This is a genomic window from Atribacteraceae bacterium, assembly GCA_035477455.1.
Classification (GTDB): domain Bacteria; phylum Atribacterota; class Atribacteria; order Atribacterales; family Atribacteraceae; genus DATIKP01.
Genome location: DATIKP010000038.1, coordinates 1 through 14,829 on the forward strand (window position 1 = coordinate 1; position 14,829 = coordinate 14,829).

The following is a 14,829-nucleotide window of genomic DNA, read 5'->3' on the forward strand; positions in this document are numbered from 1 at the left end:
GCATCAGCTCCTGGACACCCCGCAGATCCGCCGCCTCGGCGAACGGTCCCTCCACCCACCCCAGGATGGGAACCGCCCGATCGGTTTCTTTCCGAAACAGAGCCACAGCTTCCACCCGGTCTGCCATTCTCCGATGGTCCCGGGGATCGGGAACGGCAAGAGCATCCAGCCTGTCGAGGGTTTTTAGCAGGTGTTCCCGGGGGACCGGAATGCCGTCTTCGGGATAATCGAAGCGGCCTCCGAAGGCTTCCGTTTCCCGAAACGGGTCGGAAATGACCATGTGCATATCGAATCCAAAAGCCTCCCGACACCGTAGATAGCTCTCCACCAACACCCGGTGATCGAGGTAATAGTCCCGGTAGGTCTTGCCGATATACCTGGCGGCATAGGACATGAGAATCGGCGTCACCGCCGGGTGGTCGAGCGTACCTCCGCTGAATGTTTTTTCAATTCGTTCTTTGCTGGTCACAGTTCTCTCCTTAGTCTTGCTGTATTTACCCTCCGGTATTCGCAACGCAAGAATCGGCGTTCGAAAAACAAACCGGGGAACTGTACCTATTATAGCGGAAAATTTTTCTCAGGTACTTGGGCAGGATACTTGAAGTGAAACGGACCAGCCCTTTTTCGTCCTTGCTCCGGTCCCCTCACCCGGGGAGCGTGGTGGGGGGCCATAATCGCCGGGGTGGCCGAACAGGGCAAACCATTTTCCCCGGTAGTCGTCCGGTGGTTTTTTCATTCCGTGTGGTCTTGACCGACATCAAGAGGAACGAGACAGTTGGGGCAGGTTCCCTGTAAATAGAAATGTTTTTCGCTGATCTGGAAGGCTTCCAGATTTTTGATCGCGAGATCGTCGAGAGCCACGAAAAAGTCGTAAATTTTTCCGCAATTCAGGCACTTGAAGTGCCCATGGTCGTAGGTGTTCGCGTCATAACGGGCCTCATTTTTCTCGATCATAACCTGCCGGGCGATGTTTTTTTCGATAAATAGGTTGAGTGTGTTATACACCGTGGTTTTGGAGAGGGTAGGTATTTCCTGTACCAGTTGGCTGTATATCTCTTCAACCGTCGGGTGGTCCTGGTGGCAGAGCAAGTACTCCATTATTCGGAGCCTCGTATAGGAAGGCCTGATTTTTTTAAGGGACAGTTGCTCCCTGATAACCTGCAGGTTGGTCTTTTTAGCTTTTCACCTCGCACCTTCTCATAGTTACATATATGGAAAACTTCCAAATGTATAATAATGTTTCTTATTGTCGCTGTCAAGAAAGGGTCATAAAGGGGACTCTGTAAGAATACGCCTCACGGAGAGGGTTAGAACCAATGCGTACACACCAGTTTTCCAGCCACGCCAAGTTTGGCGGTGAGGGCGCGGATCACCTCAACGCGAGTCATCATTCCGGCTGTTTTCAGTGATGGGTTGTGTGCCGGATTTTTGGCCTGTCCTACCCAGAAATGAATCTCGTCGGCGTCGTTGATCAGTTCCAGTAACCGCAGGGGTCCATAGCCGGCCTCTTCGGCCAGTTCCGGTTCGGAAAAAATATTGTTGAGACGGTTGAGGGTAATCGTCCCTTCGCTGGCCAAGTCGATGCCTTCCAGTTCGAAGTGGGCCGGAGAGCCGAATTTCCCGGGGTGAACTCGCAGCGGCTTTTCCAGATATTCGGCGAGGAGTTTGGATGTCGTTCCTCCACAGGCGGCCCGGGTGCCGCTGGCGTTCATAAAAGATTCCAACATTTTGGGCAGGTCGTTTTTTTGGGCAGGGGGTCCGGTCAGCAGGTGAAACTGGCGGGGTAGTCGCACCGCAAGCGTCAATGTGGAGATATCGTCAGCTGGTTCTTGCTGGTGAAGCTGATGAGCCTGGCGGACGACAGCCCCGGGAATGCCCGGTGCCTGGTAAGCGGTATCCAAACGCTCTTTGACCAGAAAGGATTTGAGCCCTTCCAGACTCCACCCCCGCTTCAGTCCCCGGCCCAGACCGGCTTGGGTCACCCCATCGGAGACGACGAGAATAGCTTCCTGGGGTCTCAGTTGGACTTCGCTGTGCTGGACGATTTCACCCGACCAGTATTCCGGCCGGAAAACGGGTTCCTCGATTCCCGAGGTACTCAGGAGGAGTGGTTGGGGAGCCTCGTAGCAGTACATATCCACCTCCCCGTCTTGTTTGATTTGCACGACATTAAAAGCGGCCCAGGGCCCGCTGTGGTCTTTGGCCCGGTGGAGCATGGCCAGGGAGGAGCGAACAGCGTCGGCAACCCGGGCCCCGCCCTCGGCCAAACCGAAAAGGTATTCCACGTAAAGTGTCGCCTGAATATTGGCGTTGATTCCGCTGCCCATACCGTCGGCTAAGATGGCGAGAGTCTGCTCCGGTCGGCGAACGATTTTGATTAAATCTCCGCAATGACGGTGGGTGTGTTTACAGATCTGGCTGGAAAAGGACTCCACGAAGAGCCGGGTCACTGCAGGGTGTCCTTTCGCTGGACCAGTTCCGTGAGGTTTTGTAGGATCAACCTTGTTTCGCTGGCCGAGCGTCCCAGGAGACTCGCCACCTCCTGGGCGATCTCCACTTGCCGGTCGATGACCTGTTCGGCCCGTTCCAGAGCTTCTTTCCGCAGGCGGTCCAATGCCGCTTCCTGTTGTTTACTCACGGTCAGGTTGACCAGGATACTGATTATTTGCCTTTGATCTTTGGATCCGATGGTATAGATCATCTGCCGGCAGGTGAGGCCGTAGGCCCGGAAATGAACGATGTCACTCCATTGATTGGTTTCGCCGTCCAAGATCTGCTGAAAGGGTGCCGGATCGATGAAAGTGCTGATATGTTTCCCCCGGCACAGGTCGCTGGTCATGAACATCTGGTGAAACTGAGGATTGGCATGGATGATTTTCAGGGATTCATCGAGGATAACCACCGCATTGGGACTATTTTCCACGATAGCGTCAGCCTGGATTTCCGCTTTCTGGCGCATGAAGGGAAGGCACATCTCGATTTCCGCCATCCCCCGGAGGACGGCAACGGCTTTTTCCCGACAGGTTGAATAACCGCAGGCACCGCAATCGAGCTCGTCATTTGTGGTATGCTTGCCGGTCTGGGCCAGGACCTGTCTGATTTGACTCTCGCTCGGATCCTTGATGATTAGAAGGGTATGGGGATTGGGTATGTCCAGGGAAATATTCGGCGCTTCCCCGTCCAGGGGCTTTCGGAGGGTGGTTGCCGGTGTAGGTTCGATGGAACGAAGGAACCTGTTCCGGGTGCGAAACTGGTTTAAAAGGGTTTTTTTCGGGTTACCCGCTCCCCCCAGGCATCCGCCGGGGCACATCAGGGCTTCGAGAAGAAGTGGTGGGCCGGGTTCGGCAAGAGAATCGATAGCCTCGATGACATCGTCATGGCCGCTGACGGTTAGGAAGGAGTGGTCGAGTTGGTTGGTAGAGAGAGCGCTGGTGTAGAGGAGGCCCCCGGCGAGAGGATAGGTTCTGGCTTTTTCGGGCAAAACTCCATCAAAATCACTTTCTTCCGCTGCCTTCAGATCTAAGCCGACTTCTTCGATCCAGGTCCGCAGTTCTTCGAAGGTCAGGACCGCATCAACCCCATTTTGCCCATCCCAGCGCGCTTCGTCTTTTTTGGCCAGGCAAGGTCCGATGAATACCACTGAAATGCCCGGCCCGAAATGTTTTTTGAGATACCGGGCGTGGACAAGCATGGGAGAGGCGAAAGGCAAAAGAAGTGAGGACGTCTCCGGCCGGTACCGGCGGATATAAGTGACGACCGCTGGACAGGCGGTCGTGATGTAGGTTTGGTCGGGATGCGCTTTTATCGTTTCGGCGATGGATCTTGATATGATTTCCGCCCCGACGGCGGTTTCGGTGACCAGATCGAAGCCCAGTTGACGGAGTACCGCCGGCAGTCTGCGCCACTCGGATTCTTCAAAAGCCGCCGGATAACTGGGAGCCACCGAAGCAATCACCCGACCGGGATTACCGATCAACTGTCGGACCAGGTTGATTTCGCTGGCATAAGCCTTTGCGTGTTGTGGACATTCGTGCACGCAAAGGCCGCACAAGAGACAACGCTCGATAATCACCCGGGCCTGGCCGGATTTTTTTTCCACGGCTTTGACCGGACAGACCCGGACACAACGGTTACAATCCCGGCAGCGGGCTTCGTTCGTCCACAGGACTGGGTTGGCGGCCATCGTTTCGCCCCTATTTCACCGGGATTTCCTGGGGGTAATCGGCCAAAATCCGGTCGACTTCTCCCAGAAGCATGTCGATCGTACACCGTTCGAGGACGCTTTCGTTAACCGTTACGGTAGGACCACGGTCACACATTTCGTGGCAGAATGTCGCGTTGATATCGACCAGGTGGCCGATCGAGCGCTCGTCGACGGCTTCGACCAGGTGCCGGAGAAGGTCATGACCGCCTCGCAGGTGGCAGTTCGTCCCCACGCAGACATCGACCCGGACCAAGGGCTCCTGAGCGTCTTCCAGAGGGAGTTCACCGCCGGTCCGCCGTCGGGTGACATAGTTGGTGTGCAGCCATTCGTGGACCAACTCACTGTTTGGTTTTCCAAGGGTGTCTGCGTAGAGCTTCTGGAGATAGGGGTTTTCCTCGCTGGAATGCATCTGGAGCATCGTATCGATCCGGCGGAGGCCAGCTTTTCGTTCTTCCTGGACTGCCTGGTTTTTCGCCGGAGGCTGACCGGCTCCTCCCACACATCCACCAGGGCAGGCCATGACTTCAACCAGATCATAGCGGACCCGCTCCTCCTGGATCTCCTCCATGACCTGCCGGGCGGTTCCCAGACCGCTCACCACCGCCAGGCGAAGCGTCCTGCCGTTCAGTTCGATCTCGGCTTCCCGCCAGCTCTCTACTCCCCGTACCGGCTTAAGTTCCAGCGGTTCAATCGGATGCTTGGCCAGGGTACTTCCGGCAAAGCGTAAGACCGCTTCGGTCACCCCTCCGCTGGCTCCAAAAATGATTCCGGCCCCACTTTTAAAACCGAAGGGCATATCCAGCTTATCCGGTTCCAGCGCCGCGAGATTCAGGCCGGCTTCCCGGATCATCGTGGCCAGTTCTTGGGTGGTGATCACGGCATCGATGTCGGGGCTCCCCTCAAGGGCGAATTCGGGTCTCGTCGCCTCGAATTTTTTGGCCGTACAGGGCATAATGCTGATTACGAAGATATCCTCACGGTTCACGCCGAGTTCCTTGACTAACAACCGCTTGGCCAGGCTGCCGAACATCTGTTGCGGGCTCCGGCAGGAGCTGATGTTGGGAAGCAAGTCCGGGTAATGCTGTTCGCAGAATTTGACCCAAGCCGGACAACAACTGGTGAACTGAGGGAGGCGTTGTTGGGTGCGGATGCGCCGGAGAAATTCACTTCCCTCTTCCAGGACGGTGAGATCGGCGGCGAAGGCCGTATCATAGACAAAATCCACTCCCATGGTTCGCAAAGCGGAAACCAGTTGTCCTATCAACACTTGGCCCGCCGGGAGCCCGAAAGCCTCTCCAACGCCCACCCGAACCGCCGGAGCGATCTGGACCACGACTTTTTTGGCCGGGTCATGAATGGCTTGCCAGGCCCGGTCGATATGGCTTTTGGGAGCCAGAGCACCGGTTGGACAAACGGCGGCGCATTGACCGCAGTCCACGCACTCGACTGAACCCAGGTTCTGTCCGAAGGACGGTTGTACTTGGACATGGCTCCCCCGGTGGGTGAAATCGATGACCCCGATACCCTGTACTTCGCTGCACATCCTGACACAGTCCCCGCACAGGATACACTTGTTGGGATCGCGGACGACGGCCGGGCTCGAGTTGTCAAGGGGGATCCGTTCCTCCCGCCGGCGATAACGTATGTTCGTCACTCCCAGCCGGCCGGCCAGCTGCAGCAACTGACAGGTCGCTGACTTGGGGCAGGAGGGACAGCTGACATCGTGGTTGGCCAGTAACAGCTCTACGGTCAGGCGCCTGATTTTCCTGATTTCTGCGGTGCTGGTACGCACGATCATTCCGGGTTCGGGAGTCACGGCGCAACTGGCTACGATTCCCCGCCCTGCGATGTCCACGATGCACAGGCGGCAGGCTCCGTAAACACTGAGATGGCTGTGATAACAGAATGTGGGCAGATCGATTCCGGAGCTGCGAATGAGTTCCAGCAGATTGCGATGGTTTCCGAGAGCGATCAACCGTCCGTCTATGATCAAAGTCTTTCCGAGGTCCGTCATCGTAATCATTCCTCCTTAGGAAGGTGCGTTGTACACCGAAACGCATCACTCGCTACAGTGCTCATGCTTAGTCTTACGCCGCTGTAATAGCCTTGAATTTACATATCGTGGCGCAGACGCCGCACTTGGTACAACTGGTGACGTCGATGCGGTGGGCTTGCCGTTTCTCGCCATGGATTGCCCCTGCCGGACATTTGGACACACACAGGGTACATCCTTTACACAGGTCCGGATTCACGGCATAGACTTTGAGGGCCTGGCAGGCACCGGCCGGACACAGACGCCGCTCGATGTGTGCCAGGTATTCATTCCGGAAAAGAGTCAAAGTACTCAGAACCGGGTTTGGGGCGCTTTTACCCAAGCCGCACAGGCTGGCGGCTTTGACCGCCCGGGCCGTTTCCTCAAGAAGGGATAGATGTTCCAGCTCCGCCGTGCCGTCGACGATGTCTTGCAGGAGGGCCAGCATCTGCTTGGTGCCCTCTCGGCACAGGACGCATTTTCCGCAGGATTCTTCCTGGGTGAATTGCATAAAAAAGCGGGACACCTCGACAATACAGGTTTCTTCGTCCATCACGACAATCCCGCCTGAGCCGACCATCGCTCCCAGAGCGGTGAGGTTCTCAAAGTCCAGGGAAAGATCGAGGTGCGTCTCGCCGAGACAGCCTCCCGATGGGCCGCCGATTTGCGCGGCTTTGAATTTCTTGTCACCGGGGATACCCCCACCGATCTCATAGATCACTTCCCGCAGTGTGGTGCCCATCGGGACCTCGATCAAGCCGGTGTGGCGGACCCGGCCGGTGAGGGCAAAGGTTTTGGTCCCGGGGCTCAATACCGTCCCGAATCGGCGGAAGGCGGAGACCCCCTGTTCCATAATGTAACGGATGGTGGCCAAGGTCTCGACATTGTTGACCACCGTCGGTTTCCCGAACAGGCCCTCCTGTGCGGGAAAGGGAGGTTTATGGCGAGGCATGCCTCTTTTCCCTTCGATCGAAGCGAGCAACGCCGTTTCCTCACCGCACACGAAGGCTCCGGCGCCTTCGACCACATCGCAATCGAAACGAAACCCGCTCCCGAAAAGGTTCTCTCCCAGAATACCCAGCCGCCGGGCATCGTTGATCGCCTGGCGAACCCGTTGGACGGCCAGGGGATATTCGGTTCGGATATAAAAGTATCCAACCGTCGCTCCGGCCGCAAACGCCGCAATCATCGCTCCTTCCAGCAGGCGGTGCGGATCTCCCTCCATCAGGCTCCGGTCCATGAACGCGCCCGGATCTCCCTCGTCACCGTTACAGACCAGGTATCTCGGTTCCCCGGGTTTTCCCGGTTGCTCGAGCATGGCCAACCACTTCCGGCCGGTCGGAAAACCGGCCCCACCCCGGCCCCGCAGTCCGGAATCCCGGATCAGTTCACACACCTCACGGGGGGTCATTTCGAGTGCGGCCCGACGTAGCATAGAGTAGCCTCCACCCTGGATATACTCTTCAATGCTCTCCGGGTCGATAAGGCCGCATTCTGCCAGAGCCAGTCGGTTTTGCCGGGCGTAGAAGGGAATTTCCCCCGGGTTCCGGCACAGCTCCCCGGATTGCGGGTTTGTGTAGAGAAGCCGGTCAACAATTCGTCCTTTTTTGATAGTTTCTTCCACGATTTCGGCGACATCTGGTTCCCGGACCCCGCAGTAAAAAACGTCTTTGAACCCGTTGTTGGCTCGAATGAGCACCAAAGGTCCCATTTGACACAGCCCGTGGCAACCGGTCTGGCTGATCAGTCCCACCATGTGGCAGGGGTCACCGGTCTTGACCGACACCAGGTTCCGGCACGCACCGGTCTTTGTGAGGAAAGCGTTGTAAACCTGGCGGGCGCCGTTGGCGATGCATCCCGTTCCGTTACAGACCAGAACCCGGTATTGAAGGTGAGCCATCTTTTCCCGGGTTGCCGCTTTGATGGTTTCGAGTTCGACAGTAGGCACGGTTACTCCTCCTCGTGCATCAGTTCATCGATTAACTGGGTAAGGTGTGCGGTTTGAACCTGGGGATGAACCCGCTCGTCGATGACCACGACCGGGGCCAATCCGCAGGCGCCGAGACAGGACACCTTTTCGACTGTAAACAACAGATCGTCGGTCGTACGTTTTTTGTCGCTCAGCCCCAGCTTTTTGTGGATGAGGTCCAGCAGGTGGCCGCTTTTATTCACGTGGCAGGCGGTTCCGTCACAGATCTTGATGATGTGTTTTCCTTTGGGTTTCAAAGAGAAGTGTGAGTAAAAGGTGGCCACTCCGAAGACCCTGGCCCGGGGGATCTTGATTCGGGTCGCGACATAGCTCAGCACCGGTTCCGGGAGATAGCGGTATTCCTCCTGGACCGCCTGGAGAATGGCAATGAGTTTTGCCGGGTTATGATGGAAACGGTCCAAAATATCGTCCACCCTGAGAAACTGTCTGGATGACTTTTGTGTGTGTGTGGCTGTTGCGATATTCATTGATCCTCACTCTCTTTCGTTTGTTCTAACAACCGTTTCAGTTCATAGCTCAGCAAGGAGAAACCGGCAGCCAGGTTTTCGTTGCGGACAATGATATCCGCCGGGAGGGTCAGGGTGATCGGGGCGAAATTCCATATAGCGATCATCCCGGAAGCGATCATCAGGTCAGCGATCGATTGCGCTGCATCGGCTGGTACGGTGATAATGCCGATTTTGACATTGAGTCGCTGGACTAGGTTAGTGAGCTTGGACAACGGAAGGGTTGTCTTTCCGGCGATCGTATTTCCGATTCTTTCTTCGTCTACGTCAAAAGCGGCCAGGATATCAAGGCCGGATTCGGCAAAACCCCGGTAACCCAGGAGGGCCCGGCCTAGCGATCCGACACCAACCAGAAACGCTTCTTTCGTGTTATGAATCCCGAGAAAGTCCTCGAGGGCATAAAGCGTCGGTGAGACACAATAACCCAATTTCTGAACTCCACTGGCCACCCCGGCCAGATCCTTGCGCACCGAACTGGCGTCGATGCCCAGTTTCCCGGATAAAACCTCGCTGGAAACATGCTCGAGTCCCGACCCCCGGGCCGCTTTGAAGATTTGGAAGTACTGGTATAAACGGGTGACCGTCGCTGTAGACAGTGACTGGGCCATCGGACCGACCTCCTTTACATATATAGTGAAAACTACCACTATTAAGATACCGGCAGCGGGGGAGATGTCAAGAGGTAATAGAGAAAAATTTCACAATATTTTTCGGAAGGGAGATGAAGAAGAAAAAGCGGCACCGTGAACTGTAAAGCGGGAGGCATATCCTCGGTTTTACTTCCTGGGGACCATCACACCGCTCATTTACCGGAAGAGCAACCGCTCCAGCTCCGCCACCAGTTCACCGAAATACTTCAGAAGATTTTCCACCACAGTTGGCGCAGTCATGTCCACTCCGGCCTTGGCGATTACACTCACCGGAAAATCGGAATCCCCGGCGCTGAGAAATTCCCGGTAATTCTCCACCGCTCCCGGCTCTTTGGCCAATATCCGGCGGGATATATCGTGGGAGGCGGCCAGCGACGTCGCGTATTTGTAGACATAAAAATTGGAATAAAAGTGGGGGATTCTTGACCACCACGCTTTTGCCGAGTTCTCTACTGCGAAACAGGGACCGAAGTACTTTTGCAGAATGTCTGACCATAACGTTTCCATACTGTCCGCCGAAAGGGCCTGCCCGGCTTCGATGCGTTCGTGTAAGGCCTGCTCGAATTCGGCGTACATGACCTGGGTGAACGCGCTGGCCCGGATGTTTTCGATCAGGATATTCAAATAATAGAGTTTTTCCCGGGTTGTATCGGATATCTTCATCAGATAGTCGAACATGAGAAATTCGTTGACTGTAGAGGCCACCTCTGCGGTGAAAATCGGTATTGAAGAGGACACATATGGTTGCTTGTCAAAGGTGTAGTAGAAGTGTAAAGCGTGTCCCATTTCGTGGGCCAGCGTAATCAGGTCCCGGGCTGTTCCGTCGTAGTTGAGGAGCAGGAAGGGATGACTGAGATAAGTTCCCCAGGCGTAAGCTCCGACCCTTTTTTTTTCAGTTTCGTAGACATCGATCCAGCGGCCGGTGAGGGCTGTTTCTACAACGTTTTGATAGTCTTTACCCAGAGGAACTACTCCATCCCGGAGAAGCTGTTTCGCTTTGCTATAGGGAATCTCCAAAGTCACGTCTTCGATCAGGGGTAAATACATGTCCCAAATGTATACCTGGTTAATATCCAGGATTCTGCGGCGAAGCTCGACGTAACGGTGTAATTGGCTCAACTGGCTGTTCACGGCCTGGATCAAATTGTCATAGACGCCCCGGGGGACGAATTCGCTTCCCAGCGAGGCCTCCAGGGAGGAGGAATAACGCCGGGCCTGGGCATAATAGCAGTTTTTCTTTACTTCGGCGGCTAAAGTTGCGGCCAGGGTGTTGCGGGAATGACGGAACCCTTCCGAAATCCCTTCGTACGCCCGTTGGCGGAAGTCTCGGTCCGGACTGTTTAAAAAGCGGAACAGAGCGCCTGGGGACAGGCGGACTTCTTTGCCGGTATCGTCAAGGATGGTAGGATAAATCATGTCTGAGACGGAGAGTTTCTGAAAAATATCTTCCGGGGTTGCCGCAAACTCGCCAAGACGGGCCAGTAGCTCTTCTTCGCTCACCGAGAGGGTATGTGGCTGAAGAAGGATGAGTCGCTCAAGCAGATGGCGGTAATCGGAAAACGTGGCTGTGTCCATGTACGAGCGCAAGACGGTGGCGGGTTGCCCGAGAAGTTCCGGCCGGATAAAGGATGTTTCCGCAGAGACCCGGGCGAGGAGGGAATCAGCCCGGGAACTCTGTTCCGCCGCCCGGTTGTCAGCCATGTTTTCGTGAAAGGTCATGTTGGCCCAGGCGTAGATATTGGAGAAGATCATCCCGATTTCATCGTTTAACTTTAGGCAGGCTGAAACGTTTTCCGGGGTGGTCAGCTGACCGCGAAACGATTCAAGTCTGGGTAAGAGTTCCTCCCTCAACCGTTTGATATCCTCTTCCCAGGCCTCTTTGGATGGGTAAATAGTCCGCAGGTCCCAGAGAAAGGCTTCCTCAATCTGGGCACGGGCGCCCGGGCCGGTTGCAGTGGAAACGGAGTCAGCACTGTGAACCAATCCTGATTTAATCAGCATGATCATCACCATCCATCGTTGTTGTTATTCTTTACGAAATCCATACCGCTTCACGCTTCTGGCGCTTGTTGGTGGCCCCGATCAAATTTTCTCCGGGAAGACCGGAAGATCACCGTCGAAAAGCGCTCGTTAAGAATTCGGCGGTTATTTGCCATCAACAGTCAAGGGTAGAGGAGGAACTGTTTTCGCAGTTCCCGGAAAGCGGACAGTTCCTGCTGGTACTCTTGTTCGATTTCCCTGGGAGTCAGTCCGGCTTCCCACCAGTGGCCTATCCGGTCGGTACCCATAATTTTTTCAAACATCGAGGGCTCGTCAGTTCCCCGAGGGATGGGAAAGCCGGTCAACCGGTAGGCAAAAGTCAGGGCATGTAGACCGGTCCGGGCCGGGTTGAACGTTCGGTAGTCGATGATCTGTAGTTTCACGCCTCCGAAATCGTCACGTCGGTCAGGGATAAAAACCACCCCGGGCAGGCTGGAGTTGTTGAGGAGATCCGCAAAGCGGTTCTCGTCAATGCCCCTTCCTCCGATCCAGCGGAAAAAATCTCTTTGAATGATCCCGGTTCCTTCGCCAAGGCCGGTGGCCATGTAACCAAAGGCTGATTCGATATCGGGGATCATTGGCGAGGTCGGGATCCAGGTGAGCCCGGTGTCCGGAAAGAGCATGTCCCGGGTGTACCCGGCCATGGGGATAACGGTCAGATGGGCGTTGATTGACCGGTTAAAAAAGAGAGACAGTTCGCCGATCGTCATGCCGTGGGCCATGGGAAGCGTATCTACTCCGACGAAACTCCGGAAACGTTCTTCGAGTACCGGTCCCTCGACAATCACTCCACCCAGCGGATTAGGCCGGTCGAGTACGATGACTTTCTTTCCTTCTTCGGCTGCGGCGCGCATGGCGTACTGCAGGGTGGAAATAAAGGTGTACCAGCGGGCTCCGATATCCTGCACGTCGAATACCAAAGTATCAAGATCGCGGAGCATCGCTTCAGTGGGTTTGCGGGTCGGCCCGTACAGGCTGTAGACTGGAATGCCGAACAGTGGATGGGTGAACGAAGCGACATATTCACCCGCTTTTGCCGTCCCATCGATCCCGTGTTCGGGAGCGAACAGGGCGGTGAGCTGTATCGCGGGATGGGTGGCGAAGAGATCCTTGGTCCGTTCCCCCCGGCCATTGACCCCGCTCTGGTTGGTGATCAGCCCAATCCTTTGTCCGGCGACCAGCGAGGTGTAGTGGTCCAGGAATATATCGACGCCCAGTTGAATACGAGGCGTTGCTGAAAGCGAAGAAGAAAAGTCCCCGGGCAACACAAGCGTCAGGGTCAAGACGAGAATCATTAGGCTGAAAGTCCGCTGTACGATCGTCGATCACCTCAAAGGGATGCAATATGGGATTCTCTCATGGTTAGCATATCGAGAACGGAAAAGGAAATCCTGCCTATTGTACCCGCTTTGGCTCTGGATAACAAATCACCCAAATCCGGGCAAGGTTTTTCACTTTTTCTGATACAATGAACTGGTTTGATTCAATAAATGATGACCGGAAGGAGCCAGCGATCTTTGTGACCCGAGCTCAATTCTTATCCGCGGGATGGGAAGAACACAATTTTCCGCCTCCTATTTATCCGGAATTCGCTTTCGTGGGGAGATCCAATGTCGGAAAGTCTTCGCTCATCAATCTGTTGGTAGGAATGAAAAACTTAGCCAGAACTTCCAATTCACCAGGAAAAACCCGGTTGATTCAGCATTATTGCGTTGAGGAAAAATGGTATTTTGCCGATCTGCCCGGCTATGGTTTCGCCAGGGTGTCAAAAGGCGAAAGAGGTCGCTGGGATCGTTACATTACCCGTTATCTCGTGACCCGGAAGAATCTCCTCAACCTTTTTGTCTTGCTGGATGCCCGGCTTTGCCTGCAAGCAGTCGATGCCGGGTTTATGAATTGGCTCATGGCCCGCCGGATTCCCTACGTGGTCGCTCTAACCAAAATCGATAAACTCTCCCGGACCAAACGGGATCATCGCCTGGCCTGCCTGAGGAAGGAGTTGACCGGTCCAGACGGCCTGTTTCCGGCGTTCTTTCCCGTATCGTCGGTGACCGGAGAAGGAAAGGCGGAATTGTTGTCGTTTATGGAAAGTGCGGGCCGCTCTCGGCCGAGTGTCCGACCGTGAACCGGCCGCAAGTGAACCGGACAAGTTCTCCCTATGGACAGCTATTAACCGCCCGGTTCATTTCCTATCTGGAAAGCTTGCGTAAGGCGGGTTTTGACGGATTTATCGCACCGGATTCGTTCCGGGAATATTCGGTGAGTATTGAGCTGTTCCGGGAAAAAACTCCGTTGGGGAAAATCAGGATCTATTACAGTCCCAAAAGGAAGGCATACACGGCAGTGTTTCAGGGAATCAGGGACAGAACCCTGGTGACAGACCTGGAAGCGCTCTGGTTGAATGAGACTAGGGAGGCAAAGCGAGAACGGTGGAAGGCCTATGTCGACGGCTCTTACCACAAAGGAATCACCGGGTACGGCGGGGTGATTCTGTATGGCAGGCAACTGGTTAAAGAATTTTCCGGGAAAGTCCCTCCTGAATTCAGCCATTCCCGCCAGGTGGGAGGTGAGCTGTACGCGGTGTATGAAGTGGTTCGTTTTGGCCAGGCTAGCCACATCGCTGAACTGGAGATTTATTACGATTATTACGGAATCGAGAAATGGGCCACCGGACAGTGGCGTACCAATCTCCCCCTCACCCGTGAGTATGCCCGGTTCATCAATAATGCAAATGTGCGGATTCACTGGGTCAAGGTTCAGGGGCACAGCGGGGACCACTGGAACGACCGGGCGGACACACTGGCCCGGGAAGGATGTACCTCGTGAAAGTCAGGGTGAGGTAGTGAAGTATCGCGTCTCGGTACACGGCTTTGACTACTACAACACTAAGACCGGCGGCGTCGAATCGGGGGGCGAGGACAAGATCGCCGTCTGGCTGCTGGACACTGACTACGACGGCCGTAGCCTCTATCCGCGCCAGGTTTTCTTCCCCATGACGGGGGAGAAGGACGGCTGGGCACGGCTGGCGAAGAACCTCAAGGCGGAAATTGACGAAGAACTCCTTGCGGCCTACCGGGGTACGGTGTCTCTCCCCTTCGATCCGGGTGAGCACCGACGCATCGCGGTCAAGATCGTGGACGACCGGGGCATCGAGAGCCTGGAAGTGAGACGGAGTCAGCTCATCGACAGTCTTTCCTTCAGGATTTTTGAAGGCAAATCGCTCTATTGACAAGTGCCCTCCAATGCTATAATCTAGAAAACGACTGAGGTATCTGGGGTCATCACAAGCCGGATAGCGTCTCCAGCGGCAGACCAACCTTCCTGCTCAGGCAGGACAGATAAGCCCGGGTTACCCTGGAATTATGAGCGGGATTGTCCAGGATCCGGTGGGGCTTAGCTTTTTCTAT

Annotated in this window: 13 protein-coding genes; 3 read left to right on the forward strand and 10 right to left on the reverse strand. The window is 55.3% G+C overall.

Translation table 11 applies throughout. From position 1 onward, the window contains the following. From VLH40_02010 to VLH40_02055, 10 genes are all read right to left on the reverse strand, one after another. A partial coding sequence (locus VLH40_02010) for a uroporphyrinogen decarboxylase family protein (GenBank protein ID HSV30784.1) occupies positions 1-469 on the reverse strand: 469 nt, incomplete at its 3' end. A 263-nt stretch (positions 470-732) separates the two neighbouring features. Then, entirely contained in the window at positions 733-1,164 is a 432-nt protein-coding gene (locus VLH40_02015) for a transcriptional repressor (protein ID HSV30785.1), read from the reverse strand. A gap of 143 nt (positions 1,165-1,307) precedes the next feature. Next, positions 1,308-2,450, reverse strand: a complete 1,143-nt coding sequence (locus tag VLH40_02020) for a SpoIIE family protein phosphatase (protein ID HSV30786.1) — start codon at positions 2,448-2,450, stop codon at positions 1,308-1,310. Next, the gene (locus VLH40_02025) at positions 2,447-4,183 is read right to left on the reverse strand and encodes a [Fe-Fe] hydrogenase large subunit C-terminal domain-containing protein (GenBank protein HSV30787.1); all 1,737 of its coding nucleotides are present in this window, start codon (positions 4,181-4,183) and stop codon (positions 2,447-2,449) included. Before VLH40_02025 ends, VLH40_02020 begins: the two co-directional genes overlap by 4 nt. 10 nt (positions 4,184-4,193) lie before the next feature. After that, positions 4,194-6,218 (reverse strand): [FeFe] hydrogenase, group A, encoded by a 2,025-nt coding sequence (locus VLH40_02030; protein ID HSV30788.1) that lies wholly within the window; start codon positions 6,216-6,218, stop codon positions 4,194-4,196. 73 nt (positions 6,219-6,291) lie between these two features. Next, on the reverse strand, positions 6,292-8,184 hold the full coding sequence (locus VLH40_02035) for an NADH-ubiquinone oxidoreductase-F iron-sulfur binding region domain-containing protein (protein ID HSV30789.1): 1,893 nt from the start codon (positions 8,182-8,184) through the stop codon (positions 6,292-6,294). Between the two features lie 2 nt (positions 8,185-8,186). Next, complete coding sequence (locus tag VLH40_02040) at positions 8,187-8,693, reverse strand: NAD(P)H-dependent oxidoreductase subunit E (protein ID HSV30790.1); 507 nt, start codon at positions 8,691-8,693, stop codon at positions 8,187-8,189. Continuing rightward, a complete protein-coding gene (locus VLH40_02045) occupies positions 8,690-9,340 on the reverse strand; it encodes a redox-sensing transcriptional repressor Rex (GenBank protein HSV30791.1) in 651 nt (216 codons plus the stop codon). The genes VLH40_02040 and VLH40_02045 overlap by 4 nt, the downstream gene beginning before the upstream one ends. Before the next feature lie 198 nt (positions 9,341-9,538). Further along, complete coding sequence (gene pepF / locus VLH40_02050; protein HSV30792.1) at positions 9,539-11,383, reverse strand: oligoendopeptidase F; 1,845 nt, start codon at positions 11,381-11,383, stop codon at positions 9,539-9,541. A gap of 161 nt (positions 11,384-11,544) precedes the next feature. After that, on the reverse strand, positions 11,545-12,717 hold the full coding sequence (locus VLH40_02055) for a DUF1343 domain-containing protein (GenBank protein ID HSV30793.1): 1,173 nt from the start codon (positions 12,715-12,717) through the stop codon (positions 11,545-11,547). Between the two features lie 224 nt (positions 12,718-12,941). Here VLH40_02055 and yihA point away from each other — a divergent pair, with 224 nt between their 5' ends. The 3 genes from yihA to VLH40_02070 are packed head-to-tail and all read left to right on the forward strand — an operon-like array spanning position 12,942 to position 14,651. After that, positions 12,942-13,547: a ribosome biogenesis GTP-binding protein YihA/YsxC gene (yihA, locus tag VLH40_02060; protein HSV30794.1), complete on the forward strand. Its 606-nt coding sequence runs from the start codon at positions 12,942-12,944 to the stop codon at positions 13,545-13,547. Next, positions 13,544-14,248, forward strand: coding sequence for an RNase H family protein (locus VLH40_02065; GenBank protein HSV30795.1), 705 nt, complete (start codon positions 13,544-13,546; stop codon positions 14,246-14,248). The genes yihA and VLH40_02065 overlap by 4 nt, the downstream gene beginning before the upstream one ends. A 16-nt stretch (positions 14,249-14,264) precedes the next feature. Beyond that, complete coding sequence (locus VLH40_02070; GenBank protein HSV30796.1) at positions 14,265-14,651, forward strand: hypothetical protein; 387 nt, start codon at positions 14,265-14,267, stop codon at positions 14,649-14,651. Positions 14,652-14,829 lie beyond the last annotated feature (178 nt).